General features: G+C 74.6%; 15 protein-coding genes. 8 read left to right on the top strand and 7 right to left on the bottom strand.

Features of this window, described 5'->3' with window-relative positions:
• Positions 1-259: 259 nt before the first annotated feature.
• The 3 genes from ACWGJ2_RS25540 to ACWGJ2_RS25530 form a co-directional block, all read right to left on the bottom strand.
• On the bottom strand, positions 260-2,548 hold the full coding sequence (locus ACWGJ2_RS25540; protein WP_453348552.1) for a LuxR C-terminal-related transcriptional regulator: 2,289 nt from the start codon (positions 2,546-2,548) through the stop codon (positions 260-262).
• Between the two features lie 159 nt (positions 2,549-2,707).
• Positions 2,708-4,087 (bottom strand): deoxyguanosinetriphosphate triphosphohydrolase, encoded by a 1,380-nt coding sequence (locus tag ACWGJ2_RS25535; RefSeq protein ID WP_453348551.1) that lies wholly within the window; start codon positions 4,085-4,087, stop codon positions 2,708-2,710.
• 33 nt (positions 4,088-4,120) lie between these two features.
• A complete protein-coding gene (locus ACWGJ2_RS25530; RefSeq protein WP_453348550.1) occupies positions 4,121-5,134 on the bottom strand; it encodes a sirohydrochlorin chelatase in 1,014 nt (337 codons plus the stop codon).
• A gap of 240 nt (positions 5,135-5,374) precedes the next feature.
• On the opposite strand from ACWGJ2_RS25530, the gene ACWGJ2_RS25525 reads away from it, so the two are divergent.
• Both ACWGJ2_RS25525 and ACWGJ2_RS25520 read left to right on the top strand, forming a co-directional pair.
• On the top strand, positions 5,375-7,672 hold the full coding sequence (locus tag ACWGJ2_RS25525) for a molybdopterin oxidoreductase family protein (RefSeq protein WP_453348549.1): 2,298 nt from the start codon (positions 5,375-5,377) through the stop codon (positions 7,670-7,672).
• Positions 7,673-7,761: 89 nt separating this feature from the next.
• Positions 7,762-8,487, top strand: coding sequence for a SanA/YdcF family protein (locus tag ACWGJ2_RS25520; RefSeq protein WP_453348548.1), 726 nt, complete (start codon positions 7,762-7,764; stop codon positions 8,485-8,487).
• Positions 8,488-8,552: 65 nt separating this feature from the next.
• On the opposite strand, the gene ACWGJ2_RS25515 is transcribed toward ACWGJ2_RS25520, so the two are convergent.
• The 3 genes from ACWGJ2_RS25515 to ACWGJ2_RS25505 form a co-directional block, all read right to left on the bottom strand.
• Positions 8,553-9,635, bottom strand: coding sequence for a hypothetical protein (locus tag ACWGJ2_RS25515; protein ID WP_453348547.1), 1,083 nt, complete (start codon positions 9,633-9,635; stop codon positions 8,553-8,555).
• A 125-nt stretch (positions 9,636-9,760) separates the two neighbouring features.
• Positions 9,761-10,099, bottom strand: a complete 339-nt coding sequence (cutA, locus tag ACWGJ2_RS25510) for a divalent-cation tolerance protein CutA (RefSeq protein WP_453348546.1) — start codon at positions 10,097-10,099, stop codon at positions 9,761-9,763.
• A 69-nt stretch (positions 10,100-10,168) separates the two neighbouring features.
• On the bottom strand, positions 10,169-11,221 hold the full coding sequence (locus tag ACWGJ2_RS25505) for an ornithine cyclodeaminase family protein (RefSeq protein ID WP_453348545.1): 1,053 nt from the start codon (positions 11,219-11,221) through the stop codon (positions 10,169-10,171).
• Positions 11,222-11,350: 129 nt separating this feature from the next.
• Between ACWGJ2_RS25505 and ACWGJ2_RS25500 the strand changes: the two genes are divergently transcribed.
• Positions 11,351-11,755, top strand: a complete 405-nt coding sequence (locus tag ACWGJ2_RS25500; RefSeq protein WP_453348544.1) for a VOC family protein — start codon at positions 11,351-11,353, stop codon at positions 11,753-11,755.
• A gap of 46 nt (positions 11,756-11,801) precedes the next feature.
• On the opposite strand, the gene ACWGJ2_RS25495 is transcribed toward ACWGJ2_RS25500, so the two are convergent.
• On the bottom strand, positions 11,802-12,560 hold the full coding sequence (locus tag ACWGJ2_RS25495; protein WP_453348543.1) for a helix-turn-helix domain-containing protein: 759 nt from the start codon (positions 12,558-12,560) through the stop codon (positions 11,802-11,804).
• Positions 12,561-12,843: 283 nt separating this feature from the next.
• Here ACWGJ2_RS25495 and ACWGJ2_RS25490 point away from each other — a divergent pair, with 283 nt between their 5' ends.
• The 5 genes from ACWGJ2_RS25490 (at position 12,844) to nirD (ending at position 20,178) form a co-directional block, all read left to right on the top strand.
• On the top strand, positions 12,844-14,061 hold the full coding sequence (locus ACWGJ2_RS25490; RefSeq protein ID WP_453348542.1) for a cytochrome P450: 1,218 nt from the start codon (positions 12,844-12,846) through the stop codon (positions 14,059-14,061).
• Positions 14,062-14,167: 106 nt separating this feature from the next.
• Positions 14,168-15,472, top strand: coding sequence for an FAD-dependent monooxygenase (locus ACWGJ2_RS25485; protein WP_453348541.1), 1,305 nt, complete (start codon positions 14,168-14,170; stop codon positions 15,470-15,472).
• A 215-nt stretch (positions 15,473-15,687) separates the two neighbouring features.
• Positions 15,688-17,115, top strand: coding sequence for an NAD(P)/FAD-dependent oxidoreductase (locus tag ACWGJ2_RS25480; RefSeq protein WP_453348540.1), 1,428 nt, complete (start codon positions 15,688-15,690; stop codon positions 17,113-17,115).
• Between the two features lies 1 nt (position 17,116).
• Positions 17,117-19,792 carry a nitrite reductase large subunit NirB gene (gene nirB / locus ACWGJ2_RS25475; RefSeq protein ID WP_453348539.1) on the top strand — a complete coding sequence of 892 codons (2,676 nt, stop codon included), beginning with the start codon at positions 17,117-17,119 and terminating at the stop codon, positions 19,790-19,792.
• Entirely contained in the window at positions 19,789-20,178 is a 390-nt protein-coding gene (nirD, locus tag ACWGJ2_RS25470) for a nitrite reductase small subunit NirD (protein WP_453348538.1), read from the top strand. The genes nirB and nirD overlap by 4 nt, the downstream gene beginning before the upstream one ends.
• The last annotated feature ends 99 nt before the right edge of the window (positions 20,179-20,277 follow it).

Raw genomic sequence — 20,277 nt, 5'->3', positions numbered from 1 at the left:
GTCGACACGACCCCCGGCGGAAAGCCGAAAACGAAAGCTTCACGCCGAGGAGACACCCCACCGCGGCACCGGACACCCCCCCACCCACACACCCCACACGGCCACGGCCGAAACCCGGAATCACGCGGCGCCAGCCGCAAAGCACCGCACCACACGCCGCGCCGAAGCCACACAGCCGCACCCGGAAACGGCGAACCGCCCAGCGCAGCGCCCCGCGCCCCCGCGCCCCGTGCTGCGGCACAAAAATCAGCGCGGGACCCTACGGCAACTCCCTCACCGGCGAACCGTCCCGCGCAACACCCCCGTGAAGGGCCAACCCCCCGTTTCCTTCCGCACCCGCGAAGGGAACCCGCACGCCGCGAAGGGGAACCGCCTCGTCCGACCCCGCCAACAGGCGCGTCAGCTCTACGCGGGAACGGATGCCCAGCGCGGAGAAGACGTTCCGCAGGTGGTGGTCGACGGTGCGGGGGCTCACCGAGAGGCGGATGGCGACCTCCCTGTTGGTCGCGCCCTCCGCCACGTGCCGCGCGATACGAAGCTGCTGCGGCGTGAGCCCGTCGAGCGCGGCGGGCGCACCGTCGCCCTCCCCCGCGCCCGACCCCCCGCCCGTGGCGCGCAGTTCGGCCCGCGCCTGCTCGGCCCAGGGCCTGGCCCCACAGCGTTCGAAGGCGAACAACGCGTCGCGGAGCACGTCACGCGCCGCGCTCGGTCGGCGCTGCCGGCGCAGCGACTTGCCGTACAGCAGGAGGGTGCGGGCCCGCTCGTACTCGCCGTCGCAGCGGGCGTGTTCGGCGAGCGCGCGGGCGAACAGCGCGTCGGACTCGACGGGCCCGGCGAGCAGCGCGCGGCAGCGGGCGAGCTGTGCGGGGGCGAGGGGGTCGGCGGTGGCGGCGGTCCACCGTACGAATGCCGCGAGCGCCGAACGGGCCGCCTCCGTCGCGCCGGAGAGGGCCGCGGCCTCGACGAAGCAGGGCACGGCCAGCATGCGCTGGGTGAAGTGCCCCTGCCCCGGGCGTCCTTCGGACTCGTGGGCGCCGGGCCCCGGCTCGCCGCGTACCAGCGGCGCCAGGCGGGCCGCCGCCTCCTGCGCCCGCCCTCTGCCGAGGTCGCGCCGGGCCAGGCTCCACTGGGCGAGCGTGGCGGCGATGCCGAGCCCGTGCGGGCCCGCGTCGCGGCCCGCGGCGCGGGCGTGGCCCGCGCAGGCCGCGTCGTCGCCGTCGACGGCCGCGGCCATGGCGAGCACCGCGTGGTGGTGTGCCGCGCAGTTGCGCTGCCGGGTGCGGAGGGCGAGCGCGAGCCCGGTACGGGCGTGCGCGCGGGCACGGGCGTGGTGCCCGGCGCGGAGTTCGCCGTAGGCGAGCCGCTCCAGTACGCGCGGCACCAGCGCGGCCGGTCCGCGCGTGCGCGCGGCGGCGAGGGCGCGCACGCCGATGCGGCGCGACGCGGCGACGTCGCCGAGGACGAGGGCCGCGACGGTCGCGTGCAGCAGCCGGTCGGGTCGCTCCTCCCGCTCGGTGAGCCCGAGCACCCGGCGCAGCGCCACGGCTCCCTCGGCCCAGCGGCGGCGCATCATCGCGGCCATGCCGGTGGTGTACGCGTCGAGCAGGTCGTCCTCGCCGGTTCCGGAGCCGGGGAGGGCCACGGCGCGGTCGGCGGCGAGGAGGTACCCCTCGGTGTCGCCGAGTCCGAAGGACGCCTCGGCCGCGTGCAGCAGCGCCTCGCGGGCCGAGCGGGGCTCGTACGGTTCCAGCAGCCGCGCCGCCTCGAACAGCACCTCGCGCGCGTCGGCGAGCACGCCGTCCCGCAGCTCCGCGACGCCGTGCGCCAGTTCGGCGATCCCGCGCACGGGCGTGCGGACGGGGAGCCCGGCGAACGGCGAGGACGCGCCGTCCGGCCCGTCCAGTCCCTCCGGGTCCGGCCGGTGCGGGTCCGCCGGGCGGGCGGGGGGCGCGTCCTGGCGGGGGAGGCCGAGCAGCATGGTGACGGGGAGCGGCGGGCCGAGGCGGCGGGCGGCGAAGCCGAGGGTGCGGCGTGAGGGGGCGTCGAGCAGATGCGCGTCGTCGACGCAGCACAGCACGGGCCGCTCAGCGGCCAGCCCCCGCAGCAGCGCGAGGAAGTCCGCGAGGACGGGGCCGGGGCCGCGGGCGCGGCGGCCGTGCCCGTCGTGCTCGGCACCGCCGTGCTCCTCCGGGCCGCCGTGCTCCTCCAGGCGGAGGGCCTGTGCCAGGGCCGGGTACGGAGGCGCGGTGGCGCCGTTCGCGGGAGCGAGCAGGTGCGCGACGGGCTGGAGCAGCGCGTGCAGACCGCCGTAAGGGAGCGCCTGTTCGGCCGCGACGCCGCGCGCACGCAGCACCGTGCCCGCGCCCTGGCCCTGGCCCTGTCCCGGGCCCTGTCCCGGGGCGTCGGCGAAGGAGGCCGCCGCGTCGTCCAGGAGGACGGTGTTGTCGGCCGCGGGCGTGGCCCGGATGACGAGCGCGCCGCCGTGTCCCGCGCGGGTACGGGCGAGCAGCGCGCCGATCTCGTGGTGCACCGCGTACTTGCTGTGCATGCGGTCAGGAGAACATCACCCCTCGTCGGAGTCCATGCACCGCACAACGGGCACTGCGTCGGCCCAGCTCGCGGACAGGGCCGCTGTGCGACGGCACAACCGCCCGTGCCGGGTGGCGGAACAGCCCGTTCCGGCCCCCTCTCCGGCCCGGCGGCCCCCTCAGTCCACAGGGCTGCCCGTGAGGCGACGGTGCAGGCCGCGTGCCGAGGCGTCGGTCAGCGAGGAGATCTGGTCCACGACGACGCGCAGCCGCTCCGTGTCCCCCGACGCCTCCGTGAACAGCGCGCGGAACTGCGGATCGAGCCCCTCCGGTGCGCGGAGGAGCAGCGCCTCGGCCAGTTCGGCGAGCACGACGCGCTGTTCGGCACGCAGCCGCTCCAGATCGGGCCGCTGCATCACATAGCGGTCGGCGACGGCCTTGAGCACCGCGCACTCCAGGCGGATCTCCCTCGGCACGACCAGCTCGGCGGCGTACCGCGTCAGCCGACCCGAGCCGTACGCGGCGCGCGTCGCGCCCTCGGCCGCCAGGCAGAAGCGGCCGATGAGCTGGCTCGTGGCGTCCTTGAGGCGGGCCTGCGCCACGGCCGAGCCGTCGTAGCCGTGCGGCCACCACTCCTGGTCCAGCAGGCGGTCGAGCGCGGCGGACAGTTCGCCGGACTCGGCGCCCGGCGCGTAGCGGCGGGCCGCCACGGCGAAGATGTACTGGCGCTCGGGCTCGGCCAGCAGCACGTTCGGATCGAGGTGCCCGGCGTGCAGGCCGTCCTCGACATCGTGGACGGAGTACGCGACGTCGTCGGACCAGTCCATGACCTGGGCCTCGAAGCACGTGCGGTGCTCGGGCGCGTCGCGGCGCACCCACTCGAAGACGGGCAGATCGTCCTCGTAGACCCCGAACTTCGCGGAGGCCGGGTCCGTGGGGTGGCCGCCCCTGGGCCAGGGGTACTTGGTGGCGGCGTCGAGCGCCGCGCGGGTGAGGTTGAGGCCGACGGGGACCCGGCCGTGCTCCGCGCCGGCTCCGGGCCCGGAACCGGAACCGGGCCCGGAGCCGTACGGGCCGCGCTCGCCCGGTGCCGCGTCCACGAAGCGCTTGGGCTCCAGCCGGGAGAGCAGCCGCAGCGACTGCGCGTTGCCCTCGAAGCCGCCGCAGGGTCCGGCGATCTCGCTCAGCGCGCTCTCGCCGTTGTGCCCGAAGGGCGGGTGGCCCAGGTCGTGCGCGAGGCAGGCGGCCTCGACGAGATCGGGGTCGCAGCCGAGCGCGGCGCCGAGTTCGCGCCCGACCTGGGCGCACTCCAGCGAGTGGGTGAGCCGCGTGCGCGGTGTGGCGTCCCACGCCTGATAGCTGGAGCCGGGCGCGACCACCTGCGTCTTGCCCGCGAGACGGCGCAGCCCGGCGGAGTGCAGCACCCGGGCGCGGTCGCGCTGGAAGGCCGTACGCCCTGGCCGCTTGTCGTGCTCCTCGGCCCAGCGCTCGGTGTCGGAGGGGGAGTAGAAGGGGTCGGGGAAACCGACCGCGGGCCCTGTGCCGTACGTGCCGTGCATGTGCCGACCGTAACCGGACCCGCTGACAGCGGCCTACGCCCGCGCCAGCGAGGCTTCCGGTACGGGGCCATCGACGGAGCCCTCGGCCCCGGCGCGGGAAGCGGTGCGGGATGCGGTGCGGGACTCGTCGTAACGGTGCAGTACGAGCCGCGCCAGCGCGGTGTGCGCGCCCACCGGTGCCGCGACGACGGCGTCCGGCGCTGCGGCCACGCACGCGGCGGCGCACTCGGAGGCGAACCGGCCGGGCGCGGTGAAGTAGGAGGCCAGGCCGATGCGCCGGTGGCCACGGGCCCGCAGCGCCCGTACGGCCTCGGTGACGGTGGGCGCTGCGGCCGACGCGTAGGCGGGCAGCACGGGCACCCCGCCGAGGCGCGCGGAGAGCTGGGCCGCCATGCGCTCGACGCCGTCCACGTACTCCGGGTCGCGGGAACCGGCGGCGGCGAGCACGACAGCGCCCGAGCCGGGGCCGGTCCCGCGCCGGTTCCCCGGCGTCCCCCAGCCCGCCTCCGCCAGCCGCTCGTACAGCGCCTCAGCGAGCAGTGGGTGCGGACCGAGCGGTGCCGCCGACCTGGCGTCCAGGTGCGGTGCGGCGGCCAGGGCGCGCGGGATGTCGTGCTTGACGTGGAAGCCGCGCCCGAACAGGAGCGGTACGAGCACGGCGCCGCAGCCCGCGCCAGGACCCCTCTCGCCGCCTGTCTCGGCGCCGGGCGCTGGCAGGTCGGCGAGCGCGTCGGGGAGCAGGGGCGCGTTCAGCTCGATGTGCGCCAGCTCGACGCGGAGCCCCGGCCGCAGCGCCCGTACGCGTACGCACAGCTCGCGCAGGGTCCGCTCGGCGCGCGGGTCACGGGAGCCGTGGCCCACCGCGACCAGCGTGGGCGCGTCGGACATGGCGGAACGCGAAGGGGACGAGGGGTGCGTCGGGTGCGTCGGGCGGATCGCGTGGAGCTGGGAGGTGAGCTGCGAGGTGAACCGAGTCATGAGCTGCGCCGTACTGTCGAGGCCGGTGAACGGGCCGGTGCCTGGGTCCTGAGAAGGCGACGCCGTCATGGACCGAGTGTGGCGAAGCGGCGTTGCCTGACCGTTGCGCGGCGGTGACGACTGATTGCGTACGGCTCACAATCCGCCCCCGCACACCGTGCGCCACCCCGGCCGCCCTGGCCCCGCCCCGCGCACCGACCCCGTACGGGCGGGGCTCACCGGCGGCCGGGGGCCGCGCTGAGCGGGGGTTGCCGGGCGCGTAACGCGGCCGGGCGCCGCCCGTAACACGTCCGCCGCACGCTGGCCCGTATGAACGCCACCACGACCGACACCCACTGCCCGTACTGCGCCCTCCAGTGCGGCATGGCCCTGCGTCCCACCGCCGACGCCGGGAGTGGTGGCACCCCAATCCCGGTCGCAGAGGTCGTGGAGCGGCCCGCGTTCCCCGTGAACCGGGGCGCGCTGTGCGGCAAGGGCCGCACGGCCCCCGACGTGCTCTCCCCGTCGGCCCGGCTGACGACCCCCCTCCTCCGCGACCCCGCCACGGGACGGCTCGAACCGGCGGGCTGGGAGGAGGCGCTCGACCGGGTGGCCGCCGGGCTCGCCGGTACACGCGCCGCGCACGGGCCCGACGAGGTCGGCGTGTTCGGGGGCGGCGGTCTGACGAACGAGAAGGCGTACGCGCTGGGCAAGTTCGCCCGCCTCGTGCTGGGCACCTCGCAGATCGACTACAACGGGCGCTTCTGCATGTCGTCGGCGGCGGCTGCCGGTACCAAGGCGTTCGGGCTCGACCGTGGCCTGCCCTTCCCGCTGGAGGACATTCCGCGCACGGGCTGCGTCGTCCTCGTCGGCTCGAACCCGGCCGAGACCATGCCGCCCGCGCTGCGCTACTTCACGGAGCTGCGCGAGAACGGCGGCAAGCTGATCGTCGTCGATCCCCGGCGCACCCGCACCGCCGAGCAGGCCGACCTCCACCTCGCGCCCCGGCCCGGCACCGACCTCGCCCTCGCGCTGGGCATGCTGCACCTGGTGGTCGCCGAGGGCCACGTGGACCAGGACTTCGTGGACGCGCGCACCAGCGGCTGGGCGGAGGCGCGCAGCGCCGCCATGGCGCACTGGCCCGAGCTGGTGGAGCGGGTCACCGGCGTGCCCGTGCCCGAGCTGCGCGAGGCGGTGCGGCTCTTCTGCGGCGCCGAGCACTCCATGGTGCTGACGGCGCGCGGCCCCGAGCAGCAGTCGAAGGGCACCGACACCGTGGGCGCCTGGATCAACCTCTGCCTGGCGACGGGGCGTGCGGGACGCGCGCTGTCCGGATACGGCTGTCTGACGGGCCAGGGCAACGGCCAGGGCGGACGCGAACACGGCCAGAAGGCCGACCAGTTGCCCGGCTACCGCAAGCTGGACGACCCGGCGGCCCGCGCGCACGTCGCGGGCGTGTGGGGCGTGGACCCGGACACGCTGCCAGGGCCGGGGCGCAGCGCCTACGAGCTGCTGGACGCGCTCGGCGGCGACATCAGGTCGCTGCTGCTGATGGGCTCCAACCCGGTGGTCTCGGCGCCGCGCGCCACCCACGTCGAGGGGCGGCTGCGCTCGCTGGACTTCCTGGCCGTGTGCGACGTCGTCCTCTCGGAGACGGCGCGGCTGGCCGACGTCGTCCTCCCCGTGACGCAGTGGGCCGAGGAGACGGGCACGACGACGAACCTGGAGGGCCGCGTGCTGCTGCGGCGCAAGGCGGTGGACCCGCCGCCCGGCGTACGGAGCGACCTGGCGGTACTGCACGGGCTCGCGGAGCGGCTGGGCTGGGAGAAGGGGTTCCCGGCCGATCCCGAGGAGGTCTTCGACGAGCTGCGCCGCGCGTCGGCGGGCGGCGTCGCCGACTACTCGGGCATCACCTACCGCCGCATCGCGGAGGAGGACGGCGTCTTCTGGCCCTGCCCGGAGCTGGACGGGGACCAGGCGGGCGGGGCTCCCGGGGAGTCCGGGGTTCCGGAGGAGTCCGGGGTTCCAGAGGAGTCCGGGGTTCCAGAGGAGTCCGGGGTTCCGGAGGGGTGGGCGGCCGACGAGGACCCGGCCAACGACTACGGCGCCTCCCCCCACCCGGTCCCCGCCGCGCCCGCGCCCGCACCCGCGCCCCCGCCCCCGCGCCCGCACCCGGGCACCCCTCGGCTCTTCCTCGACCGCTTCGCGACGCCCGACGGCCGCGCGCGCTTCGCGCCCGTCACGCACCGCCCGGCGGCCGAGGAGCCGGACGACGAGTACCCCGTCTATCTGACGACGGGCCGCGTGCTGTCCCAGTACCAGTCGGGGGCGCAGACCCGCCGGGTGGCGGAGCTGAACGCGGCGGCGCCGGGGCCGTTCGTCGAGCTGCACCCGAGGCTCGCCGAGCGGCTGGGCGCTGCGGACGGCGACCGGCTCGCCGTGGTCTCGCGGCGGGGCAGGGCCGTCGCACCGGCCCGCCTCTCCACCGGCATCCGCGTCGACACGGTCTTCATGCCCTTCCACTGGCCGGGCGAGGGCAACGCCAACGCGCTCACGAACCCCGCGCTGGACCCCACGTCGCGGATGCCGGAGTTCAAGGTGTGCGCCGTACGCGTCGAACTGGCGTGACGGGGCGCGTCACGTGACGGGGGACGTGGCACGGCTCCCTCCGCCTCGCGGCCCGCAACCGGCCGCGCCCGTACCGCGTCGCAGCAGTTGTGCCGAACCGCCCACGTGCCCTCGCCCTCCTTCGCCGCGTCCGGCTCCCACGGACACGGGCGGGGCAACGGCGCGCCGTGCAGACGCTGGTGCTGCTGTGCGTGCTGGGGCTGCTGCCCGCGACCTGGCTGCGGCTGTCCACCGCCGACCGCCTCGTCCCCGCGGGCGCGGCGTCCGTGCCCTCGGCCCCCGTGGCGCTCGTGTTCGGCGCGGGACTGTGGGACGGCGAGCCCTCCCCGTATCTGGCGCACCGGCTGGACGCGGCCGTCGACCTGTATGAGCGGGGCAGAGTGCGCGCGGTGCTCGTCTCCGGCGACAACAGCCGTCACGACTACGACGAGCCCGACGCCATGCGCGACTACCTCACCGCGCGCGGGGTGCCGGAGAAGCGCATCGTCGCCGACTACGCGGGCTTCGACACCTGGGACTCGTGCGCCCGCGCGGCCCGCGTCTTCGGGGTGCGGCGCGCGCTGCTCGTCAGCCAGGACTTCCACATCCGGCGCGCCGCCGCGCTCTGCGAGGCCGCCGGGATCGACGCGTACGGCGTCCCCGTGCCCGAACCGCGCGACGCCACCTGGTTCTTCGGCGGCGTCCGCGAGCTGCCGAGCGCGGCCAAGGCGGCGCTCGACGCGACGTTCACCCCCGACCCGCACTTCCTCGGCCCCCGCGAACACGGCGTCCAGCGCGCGCTGGCCTCGGCGGCCTCGGCGGCCTCGGCGAAATAGACGAACTCGGCGGCAGCCACGGCATCGGCGTCCGCCGCGTCCGCCCTCCCCTCACCCACGTGCGCCTACGTGTCGGTACCGGGCATGTCGCCGTTCATGCCGGCGCCCGGCTTCGCGTCGGTCATGTCGTACTCGGTGCCGAGCAGCCGGACCTTCCCGGTCTTCTCGGGCGGTATGTACGCGCTGGTCTGGTGCAGCCAGTCCACGAAGAACGACGGCATGGCCGACGCGCTGTCGAGATAGACCTGCATCGAGTCGGACGGGTTGACCGAGGCGATGGCCGAGGTGCCCCGGTCGTGCTCGCGGACCGCCGTGCTGAAGACGGAGAGCGAGCCGCCGTCCGCCGTCTTGAGCGCGTGGACCTCCTCGTGGGTGGGCTCACCGCGGCTGAACTCGGCCTCACCGTGCGGGGTGAGCAGCCTGTTCTGCTCCTTGGGGATCTCACGGACCGATGTGACGGTGGCCGAGTCGGCGAGGCCCGTCGCGGCCGTGGAGCCCTGTGACGTGTACAGCTTGACGAGGGCGTCGGACAGGTCCTCGGGGGCCATGGGTCCGGTCTTCTTCGCGGGGTCGGACACGGGGACCGCGAAGCCGTCCTCGTCCTTGGCGAACTTCGGCAGCCACTTGGTCTCGCTGTAGCTGCCCGCGACCATCTTCCAGTCGCCGCCGGACTGCTTCTCCATGATGAGGATGCCGGGGAACTTGCCCTTCTTCTTCCCCGGGTTCTTGGAGTGCGCGACGACGGCGAACCAGTCGGCGGTGCCCTTCTTGGGTATGTAGTACTCCCGGTCGACGTAGACGAAGGGCTCCCGGTACTCGGCTATCTCCTTCTTCGACCAGTTCTCCTGCATCTTGTACGTGGCCTTGCTCTGCTCGAAGACCGCGCCGCCCTCGACGGTGGACAGCAGCTTCGGGTCCGACTTCGCGTTTGCCTGGCTGTTGACCTTCTCGTAACGATCGATGAGCTTTGCGGCCTTTGCCTCGGTGACGACTCCAGTGGGGGCCGCACCCTTCTTCTCGTCCGAGGCGGAACCGGAGCCGGAACCGGATCCGGAGCCCCCGCCGGAATCACCCCCGCAACCTGCCATTACCAGGACAAGGCTGCCCACACAGGCCACACCCGCGAGGCCCCGTGCCGAATTCTTCATCGCATACTCCCCGTTCTTCACTTGCGTCGCAGTGGTGAACCTGGAGTATGCCTTCTCGCTCTGCCCGGATTTCGCAGGGGGCACTCAAGGCGTGAGGCCGAGCCGGGGTCCGGGCACCGGACCCGTCACGGGCCCGGCGGCGCCGTCTCCGCCTCCACCCACGCGAGATAGTCCGCGCCGCCCCTGACCACGGGGGTCGCGATGATCTCCGGTACGTCGTAGTCGTGCGCCTGCCGGATGTACGCCTCCAGCGCCTCGTAGCGGGCCGCGGCCGTCTTGAACAGCACCTGCCACTCGGGGTCGTCGCAGATCTCGCCCTCCCACCGGTACACGGAGGTCACAGGGGCGCTGATCTGCGCGCACGCGGCCACCCGCTGCTCCACGGCGCCCGCGGCCAGGGCCCGGGCCTTCTCCTCGCTGTCGGTGGTGGTCAGCACGGTCAGCACGCTCGGGCTCTCGGCCATGGCCGCGTCTCCTCACTACGTCGTCGTACGGGTACGGGTACGGGCACGCCCACGCTAACCGCCCGCCGCTCACCCCATCAGCGTCGCCGCCACCGCGACCTCCGTGCCCGCGAGGCCGACAGAGCAGAACAGCGTGACCTGTCCGGGTCCCGTACGGGCCGGAGCCGCGCCCGCGAGCACCGCGCCCAGCTCGGTCGCGGCGGCCGGATCGACGAGCGGTCCGTCCCCGTCGCGGGGCCCCTCCCCACCACCGCCGTCGCGGGTCCCGTACCGCGCCGCCTGTGCGCGCGAGTCCGTGACGACGGCGTCGGCGCGGGCCACCAGCGCGGGCGGAATCTCGTGCCGCGCACGGCTCTTGGGGCCGAGCGCGGACACGTGCGTACCGGGCCCGACCCACTCGGCCTCCAGCACGGGGACCTCGCTCGGGGTGGCCGTGATCACGATGCCGTGGCCGCGCACCGCCTCCTCCGGGGTGGCCACGGGGTGCGCGTCCACGCCCAGCACCCGGCGTATGCGGTACGCGAAGAGGTTCGCCCGCTCGGCTCTGCGCCCGTACACCGAGACCCGCGAGAGGCGCCGCACGGAGGCCACCGCCCAGATCTGCGCCCATGCCTGCGGGCCCGTGCCGATGAGGCCGAGGTGCGTCGCGTCCGGCCTGGCCAGCGCGTCGACGGCGACCGCGCCGATGGCACCGGTGCGGCGCGGGCCGAGTTCGGCGCCGTGGACGACGCCGAGCAGCCCCTCCTCGGCGCTCCACACCGCGACGATCTGCTGGCCGCCGCCGTGCCCCGTCGCATAGGCGCGGAACCCGTACAGCGCCCGCTCGCCCTCCAGCCCGCCCGCCGTGAAGACCAGCTCCCCCGGGCCCGGCGCGCCCACGGGGCCCACGGGCGCGTGGAGGCGGGGCGGCGCGTGCAGCCGTCCGGCGTGGTGTGCGAGCAGCGCGTGCCGTACGGCGGCGACGGCCGTCGGCGCGTCGAGCCGGGCCCGCACGTCCTCGTCGCCGAGGAAGAGCGGGCGGGCCACGGGGGCCGCCTCCCGGGCGCCCTCCCCCGCACCGTCGGCCCCGACGCCGTCGGCCCCGGCCCCGGACGCTCCGTGTATCCCGTGCTCGTCGTCCATCGCGGGATCGTACCGACGGAGGGCGCGCGGGCGGCAGTTCCTGTATCGCCATCTTCGGCACCGCCCTCGGGGTGCGGGGTGTCCGATTCGTTCAAGACAGGGGGACGCTCGCGGGCCAGACTCACGGACATGACCGCACGTTTCGATCTCATCGGCATCGTCACCTCCGACATGGCCGCCTCCCTCGCCTTCTACCGCCGCCTCGGCCTGGACATCCCGGCCGACGCCAACGCCTCCCCGCACGTCGAGGCCACGCTCCCCGGAGGACTGCGCATGGCGTGGGACAGCGACGACGTCATCCGCTCCTTCGACCCCTCCTACTCCCCCGCGCAGGGCGCCGAAGGCCGGATCGGACTGGCCTTCCTCTGCGACGGGCCCGCCGACGTCGACCGGCTGTACGCCGAGCTGACCGGCGACGGGTACAAGGGGCACAAGGAGCCCTGGGACGCCGAGTGGGGCCAGCGCTACGCGCTCGTCAACGACCCCGACGGCAACGGCATCAGCCTCTTCGCGCCCCTCACCGACCCGTCCTGAGCCGTCCTGAAGCGGGCGGGGCCCACGTCCGCGTCCGCGCGCCCGGCTAGGACGCGGCCCCCGCCCGCGTCCGTATCAGCTCCGTCAGCGGCGCACCGGCCAGCGCCTTGAACTCCCGCGCGAGGTGGGCCTGATCGGCGTACCCCACGGCCGGGGCGATCTCGGCCGGAGGGCGGCCGGAGTGGGCGAGCCGCAGCGCCCCGCGCATGCGCAGCACCCTGGCCAGGGTCTTCGGCCCGTACCCGAACGCGTCCCTGCACCGCCTGTGCAGTTGCCTCTCGCTCAGGCCCACCGACGTGGCGACCTGCGCGACGCCGAGCCCGCGCCGCAGCCCCGCCACCACCGCGCCCCGCACGGGATCGGCGCCCCCGGACAGGGCCGCACCGCCGGCCCCGCCCGCCCTGCCCGCCTCACGGACCTCCTCGCGGCGCCGCAGCCGCTCCTGCGCCAGCGCCTCCAGCACCGCGCCGGGGTCCGGGGCGCCTGCGGCCCGCTCCGTCAGCTCCCGGACCTCGCGCTCCGGCCACAGCGCGGCGAGCGGCACCCGCTGATCGCACAGCTCCCACGCCCGCACGCCGAGGACCAGCGGCGCCGTGCCGGGCGCGAACCGCAGCCCGCACGCGCGGGACCCCGCCTCGCCCGACACGAGGTGGGCACGGGTGTCGGGACCCGCGACGACCAGTTCCTCGCCCCACAGCAGCAGATCCATGCACCCGTCGGGCAGCACACGCCCCGACCCGCGGGAGGTGTCCTCCCGCGTCCAGACGACGGCGCCACGCAGCAGTGAAGGCCGTTCCTCGTACATGTGCCCAGGATGGACCCCCGCACTGACAACCGCCCCAGGGCCGGGCGTTCTCGCAGCTCAGCGCCCGTCGACGGGACCCGGACCACCGCGCCCGCAGCGTCCGCGGCCCGAGCCGCGCGCAGCCTCTCCGCGCGCTCCCGGGCGCAGCCGTTCGCGCCCCGGGGGGCGCCCGACGCTCCCCTGTGCGCGCCCTGGACCGTCGCCACGGCGCTCTCTAGCGTGACCCGAACCCATCCGGTCCGGAACCCCCTCCGGAGCCGTCCGGAGCCGAGGGAGCGTCGCCATGGCACCCACCCGAGAAGCGCCCGACATCCTGTCGCCGGAATTCACCCGGGACCCGTATGCCGCCTACCGCGTCATGCGGGAGGAGTTCCCGCTGTACTGGCACCCGAGCACCGGCAGTTACGTCATTTCGCGGCACGAGGACGTCCAGCGCGCCTTCCGCGACCCGGTGTTCACCACCCGCAACTACGACTGGCAGCTCGAACCCGTACACGGCCGCACCATGATCCAGATGAGCGGCCGGGAGCACGCCGTGCGCCGGGCCCTGGTGGCACCGGCGTTCCGGGGGCGGATGCTGGAGGAGCGGTTCCTGCCCGTTATCGAGCGCAACGCGCGCGAGCTGATCGACAAGGTGCGCGGCGCCGGTACGGCCGATCTCGTCGACGACTTCGCGACCCGCTTCCCCATCAACGTCATCGTGGACATGCTCGGCCTGGACAAGACCGACCACCCGCTCTTCCACGACTGGTACACGGCCATCGTCGCGTTCTTCGGCAACCTCTCCGAGGACCCGGAGGTCGCGGCGGCCGGCCTGCGTACGCGCGACGAGCTGGCCGCCTACATGCTCCCGGTCATCAGGGAGCGGCGCGCGCACCCCGGCGACGATCTGCTCTCCTCCCTGTGCGAGGCGCAGATCGACGGGACGAGGATGAGCGACGAGGAGGTCAAGGCCTTCATCAGCCTGCTCTTCGCCGCGGGCGGCGAGACCACGGACAAGGCGCTCGGCAGCGTGTTCAGAAACCTGCTGGAGCATCCGGCGCAGCTCGCCGCCGTGCGCGAGGACCGCGGCCTGATCGGCAGGGCGCTGGCCGAGACGCTGCGCTACACGCCTCCCGTGCACATGATCAACCGTGAGCCCGCCGAGGACGTGAAGCTCTCGGGCGGGGTCGTACCGGCCGGAGCGACCGTCCACTGCCTGATCGCCGCCGCCAACCGCGACGAGGCCCGCTTCGCCTCCCCCGACACCTTCGACATCTTCCGCGACGACCTCGACTCCACCTCCGCCTTCTCGGCCGCCGCCAACCATCTGGCCTTCGCGCTGGGCCGCCACTTCTGCGTCGGCGCGCTGCTGGCGAAGACCGAGGTGGAGGTGGCTGTCGGCCAACTGCTGGACGCAATGCCCGACATGGCGCTCGTGGCGGGCCATGTCCCGGTGGAACGCGGCGTGTTCACGCGCGGCCCGGACGCGCTCCCGGTGCGGTTCACGCCGGTGGGGTGATCGTTACGTACCGCTTCGGAGCCGCCGCAAGAACGGTTGGGCAACAAGCTCCGGCACTCGGGACACCCGGGACGCGCGTGGCCGAACGCCTGTGCATACTTCCGGGATGACGCAGCACTCCCCCGGCGAGGACGCCGCCCCCGCACACCCACGCACGGTTGAAGAGCGGACCTCCGTGGTCGTCCTCGGCGCGGGCCCCGCCGGGCTCACCGTCGCCAATCTGCTGCGCACGGCGGGCGTCCCGTGCGTGCTGCTGGAGGCGGAGAGCCGCGCGTTCATCGAGCGGCGGCCCCGCGCGGGCTTCGTCGAGGAGTGGGCGGTGCGCGCGCTGGAGCGGCGCGGGCTCGCGGACCGCCTGCTGGAGCGGGCCGGGACGCACGAGGACTGCGAGTTCCGGATGGACGGGATCCGGCACCTGTTCCGCTACGCCGCGCTGTCCGGGCAACGGCACTTCGCGTATCCGCAGCCGCTGCTGGTCACGGACCTGCTGCGCGCGTACGCGGGCGCGGCGGGCGGCCCGGAGGAGGCGCCCGGTACGGGCGCCCTCGGCACCCCCGACGCGCCCGGTACCCCGCCCGGTGACGTCCGCTTCGACGTCACCGACGTCCGCCTCCACGCCGTCGACTCGCCGCACCCCTCCGTCTCCTACACCGACCCCGCGACGGGCCTGCGCCACCGCGTCGCGTGCGACTTCGTCGCGGGCTGCGACGGGGCTCGCGGTGTCAGCCGCGCGGCGATACCCGAGGACCGGATCACCGTCGCGCGCCACGACCTGGGCGTCGGCTGGCTGGCGCTGCTCGCGCAGGCGCCGCAGTCCTGCGAGCGCGTCACCTTCGGGCTGCACCCGGGCGGGTTCGCCGCGCACATGGCCCGCACCCCGGACGTCACCCGCTACTACCTGGAGTGCCCGCCGGACGACAGCCCGGACAACTGGTCGCACGAGCGCGTCTGGAGCGAGCTGCGGCTGCGGCTCGACGCGAAGGACGCGGCGCCGCTCATCGAGGGCGAGCTGATCGAGCGGCGCGTGCTGAGCATGCACAACTACGTCGTCGAGCCCATGTCGTACGGGCGCCTCTACCTCGCGGGCGACGCCGCGCAGCTCCTGGCCCCGATCGGTGCCAAGGGCATGAACCTGGCCCTGCACCACGCGATCCTGCTGGCCGACGCGCTGACCGGCCACTACGCGCGAGGGGACGACAGCGGCCTCGCGGGCTACTCGGCCGCGTGCCTGCGGCGCGTGTGGCAGTACCACGAGTTCACCCAGTGGCTCTCGGACGTCTTCCACGGCCCCTCCTCCGGCAACGTCTACCGTGCGGGCCTCGCGCGGGCCCGGCTGCGGCGCTTGACCGGGTCCGAGCTGGCGGGGTCCGCGGTCGCGGGGCTCTACATCGGGAGCGAGGCCGAGCACTGAGCGCTGGGCGCTGAGCCTTGAGCACTGGGCCCTGGGCGCCGGGCGCCGGGCCCTAGTCACTGAGCCCTGATCACTGGGCGCCGGGGCCTGGTGGGGCGCCGTCCCCGGGCCCGCGCGACGGCTCACAGCGGGTGCCCCGGACCGCTGAGGGCAGCGTTGCCTCCGGGAAACGGTGGTGATGCGGACGGGTAACAGCGGGACCGCACGCTCGTTCCATGACCTCGACACAGCGTGTGGTGGTGGTCGGCGGCGGCATGGCCGGTGCCCGGCTCACCCAGCAGCTCGCCGCAGCGGACGACGTGGACCTCACCGTCGTCGGCGAGGAGACGCACGCCGCCTACAACCGGGTGCTGCTCGCCGAGGTGCTCGCCGGGCGCTACCCCGCCGAGGTCGTCGCCCTCCCGGCGCCGCCCCCGCGCACCCGCTGGCTCAGCGGGGTGCGGGCCGTGCGCGTCGACCGCGCGGAGCGGCTCGTCGTCTGCGACGACGGCGCGGCCCTCCCGTACGACGCGCTCGTCCTGGCCACCGGGTCCAACCCCGTGCTGCCGCCGCTGCGCGGCCTGTTCGGGCCCGAGCGGACGATCGGCCAGGCCCTCGGACGGACCGCCGCGCAGGAAGGTCCCGAGGAGCCAACAGGGGCCGGGGCCCGTCGCGCCCGGACCAGCGCCCGAACGGGCACCCGGACCAGCGCCCCGGGGGACGGGCTTCCCGAGGGCGTCCGCGCGTTCCGCACCATGGACGACTGCCTCGCGCTGGAGCGCGAGCTGCGCCCCGGCGTGCGGGCCGTCGTCGTCGGCGGCGGGCTGCTCGGCGTCTCCGCCGCACGGGCGCTCGCCCGGCGCGGCGCCCAGGTCGTCCTGACCCACCAGGGCGAACACCTCATGGAGCGCCAGCTCGACCCGGGCGCCTCTGAACTGCTGCGCGACCACCTCGGGCGGTTGGGCGTCGAGGTCCACACGGAGTGCCGGGCGCGCGGCCTGCTCACCCGGTCCGCGACGCCTCCCGGTGGCGGCCAGGGCCGCGCCACCCGCGCCGTGCGCGCGGTGACTCTGGCCGACGGCTACGAGCTGGCCGCCGATCTCGTCGTCCTCGCCTGCGGGGTCCGCCCCCGCACGGGGCTGGCGCAGGCCGCCGGGCTCGCCCTCGGCAGCGGCGCCGGACGCGGCATCGTCGTCGACGACCAGCTCCGCACCAGCGACCCCCGCATCCACGCCATCGGCGACTGCGCGGAGCACGACGGCGTGCTCTACGGCCTCGCGGGCGCGGCCCAGGAGCAGGCCGACACCCTCGCCCGCGTCCTCACGGCGAACGCGACAGAAACCGCACCCGCAGCCGTCGCCCCCCGATACCGCGGCACCCGCGCCCTGACCCGGCTCACGCTCGCCGGGGACCCGCAGGGGCTGCCCCTGGACCTCGCCGCGTTCGGCGAGACCGACCCGCTGCCCGACGACGACGTCGTACGGCTCGCGGACGCGACCCGCGGCAGGTACCGCAAGGTCGTCGTCCGCGGTGACCGGCTCGTCGGCGGCATCCTCCTCGGCGATCTCGGCACCGTCGGCGCGCTCGCCCGTACCTGGGAGGGCGACGAGCCGCTGCCCTCCGCTCCGCTGCTCCACCTGCTGACGAATGATGGAGGCTCCTGAGATGTCCACGGAGACACCCGCGCAGACCTCGCACGCGCCGCGCGCCGCGCACGACAACGAGCGGACGATCGTGCTGGTCGGCCACGGGATGGTCGGGCAGCGCTTCCTGGAGGGCCTGGCCGCGCGCGGCGCGACCGAGGGCGCGCGGGTGGTGGTGCTCTGCGAGGAGCCGCGTCCCGCCTACGACCGCGTCCGGCTGACCTCGTACTTCTCGGGGTCCACGCCCGAGGACCTCTCGCTCGTCGACGACGGGTTCATGGACAAGTACGGCATCGAGATGCACGTGGGCGACCCTGCCGTCGCCGTCGACCGCGAGGCGCGCACGGTCACCTCGCGTGCCGGGCACACCTTCGCCTACGACACGCTCGTCCTCGCCACGGGCTCGTACCCCTTCGTCCCCCCGGTCCCCGGCAAGGACAGCGCGGGCTGCTTCGTCTACCGCACCATCGAGGACCTGCTCGCCATCGAGGAGTACGCGTCCAAGGTGCGCACGGGTGTCGTCGTCGGCGGCGGGCTGCTCGGCCTGGAGGCGGCGGGGGCGCTGAAGGGGCTGGGTCTGGAGACCCACATCGTCGAGTTCAACCCGCGCCTGATGGCCCTCCAGGTGGACGAGGGCGGCGGCGCGGCCCTGCGCCGCAAGATCGAGGACATGGGCCTCGTCGTGCACACGGGCGTCGGCGGCAAGGAGATCACCGCCGACGACTCCGGCGCCGTCGCCTCCATGACCCTTTCGGACGGCTCCGCCATCGACACGGGCCTCGTCGTCTTCTCGGCCGGTGTGCGCCCCCGCGACCAGTTGGCCCGCGAGTGCGGCCTGGACGTGGGCGAGCGCGGCGGCGTCGTCGTGGACGAGCACTGCCGCACCAGCGACCCGCACGTGTACGCGATCGGCGAGTGCGCCAAGGCCGTCGACGGCATGGTCTACGGGCTCGTCGCGCCCGGCTACGAGATGGCCGAGACGGCGGCCGGGACGATCGCCGCGACGGCCGGGGACGGGGAGCCGGACGGCGCGGCCTTCACCGGGGCCGACACCTCCACGAAGCTGAAGCTCCTCGGCGTGGACGTGGCCTCCTTCGGCGACGCGCTCGGCGCGGCCGAGGGCTGCCTCGACGTCGTCTACTCCGACTCCCGCGCAGGCGTCTACAAGAAGCTCGTCGTCGACGGGGACGGGGTGCTGCTCGGCGGCGTCCTCGTCGGGGACGCCGACGCGTACGGCATGCTGCGCCCGCTCACCGGGTCCGTGCCGCCCGTCTCCCCCGAGTCGCTGGTGCTGCCCGCCGGGGCGGGCGCGCCCGCCGCGCTGGGGCCCTCCGCGCTGCCGGACGAGGCCGTCATCTGTAGCTGCCACAACGTCGACAAGGGCACCATCCGCGCCGCCGTCACCGAGCACCAGTGCACGGACGTACCCGCCGTCAAGAAGTGCACCAGGGCGGGCACGGGCTGCGGAAGCTGCGTCAAGGTGCTCGGGCAGCTCGTGGACGCGGAGCTGGAGGCGAACGGCGTCACCGTCGACAAGGGCCTGTGCGGCTGCTTCGCGCACACCAGGGCCGAGCTGTACGAGATCGTGCGCACCCTGCGCCTCACCAGCTTCGCCGAACTGCTCGACTCGCACGGCCGCGAGGGCGCCAGGAACACCGACGGCTGCGAGATCTGCAAGCCCGCCGTCGCCTCGATCATCGCCTCCCTCGCGCCCAGCATCGGCGCCGACGGGCACGTGCTGGCCGGTGAACAGGCCGCGCTCCAGGACACCAACGACCACTTCCTGGCCAACCTCCAGCGCAACGGCTCCTACTCCGTCGTCCCCCGCGTGCCCGGCGGCGAGATCACCCCGGAGAAGCTGATCGTCATCGGCGAGGTCGCCAGGGACTTCGGCCTCTACACGAAGATCACCGGCGGCCAGCGCATCGACCTGTTCGGCGCCCGGGTGGACCAGCTCCCCGCGATCTGGGGGCGGCTGGTGGACGCGGGCTTCGAGTCGGGGCACGCGTACGGAAAGGCGCTGCGCACCGTCAAGTCCTGCGTCGGGCAGACCTGGTGCCGCTACGGCGTGCAGGACAGCGTCCGCATGGCCATCGACCTGGAACTGCGCTACCGGGGGCTGCGCTCGCCGCACAAGCTGAAGTCGGCCGTCTCGGGGTGCGCCCGCGAGTGCGCCGAGGCGATGGGCAAGGACTTCGGGATCATCGCGACGTCGAACGGCTGGAACCTGTACGTCGGCGGCAACGGCGGCGCGACGCCCCGCCACGCCGACCTCCTCGCACAGGACCTCTCGGACGCCGAACTGGTCCGGCTGATCGACCGGTTCCTGATGTTCTACATCCGCACCGCGGACCGCCTGGAGCGCACCTCCACCTGGCTGGAGCGGATCGAGGGCGGCCTCGACCACGTGCGGGACGTCGTCGTGCACGACTCCCTCGGTCTGTGCGACGAACTGGAGGCCCTGATGGCCGACCACGTGGCGCACTACAAGGACGAGTGGGCCTCGGCACTCGACGACCCCGAGAAGCTCGCCCGCTTCGTCTCCTTCGTGAACGCGCCGGGCGCGCCCGACCCCACCGTCGGGTTCGTGCCCGAGCGCGAGCAGATCAAGCCCGACCTGACGCTGCTGTCGGGGCCCGACATCCCCGTCCGCACGACGGACCTCGACCTCGCCCTGGAAGGAACCCCCTCGCGATGACCACCACCGCCCCCGCACCGGCTCCGGCCCTCAGCACCGCCACCGTCCGGCGCACCTCCGCACGCGTCGAAGTACGGCTCCCCGGCGGCTGGTTCACCGTCTGCGACCTGGACCGCCTCACCCCTGGCCGCGGCGCCGCCGCACTGCTGCCCGACGGCGCACAGGTCGCCGTCTTCCTCGACCGCACGGGCACCCCCTACGTCATCGGCAACCGCGACCCCTTCACCGGCGCCTGCGTCCTCTCCCGCGGCCTCCTCGGCACGGCGAACGGCACCCCCTTCGTCGCCTCCCCCCTGCTGAAGCAGCGCTTCGACCTCCGCACGGGCCACTGCCTGGACGACGACACGGTGACGGTTCCCGCTTTCGCGGCACGGACGGTGGAGTGACGGTTCGGACTGGTGCGTGGGGATCCGTGCGGCCCCGCCACTCAGTTGTGCTGTTGCCTGAACGCCTGCGCCTCCCCGTCCGTATGCCTGGTTGAGACG

Source organism: Streptomyces sp. NPDC054796, from assembly GCF_053611545.1.
This window is presented reverse-complemented; position numbering and strand designations above follow the sequence as displayed.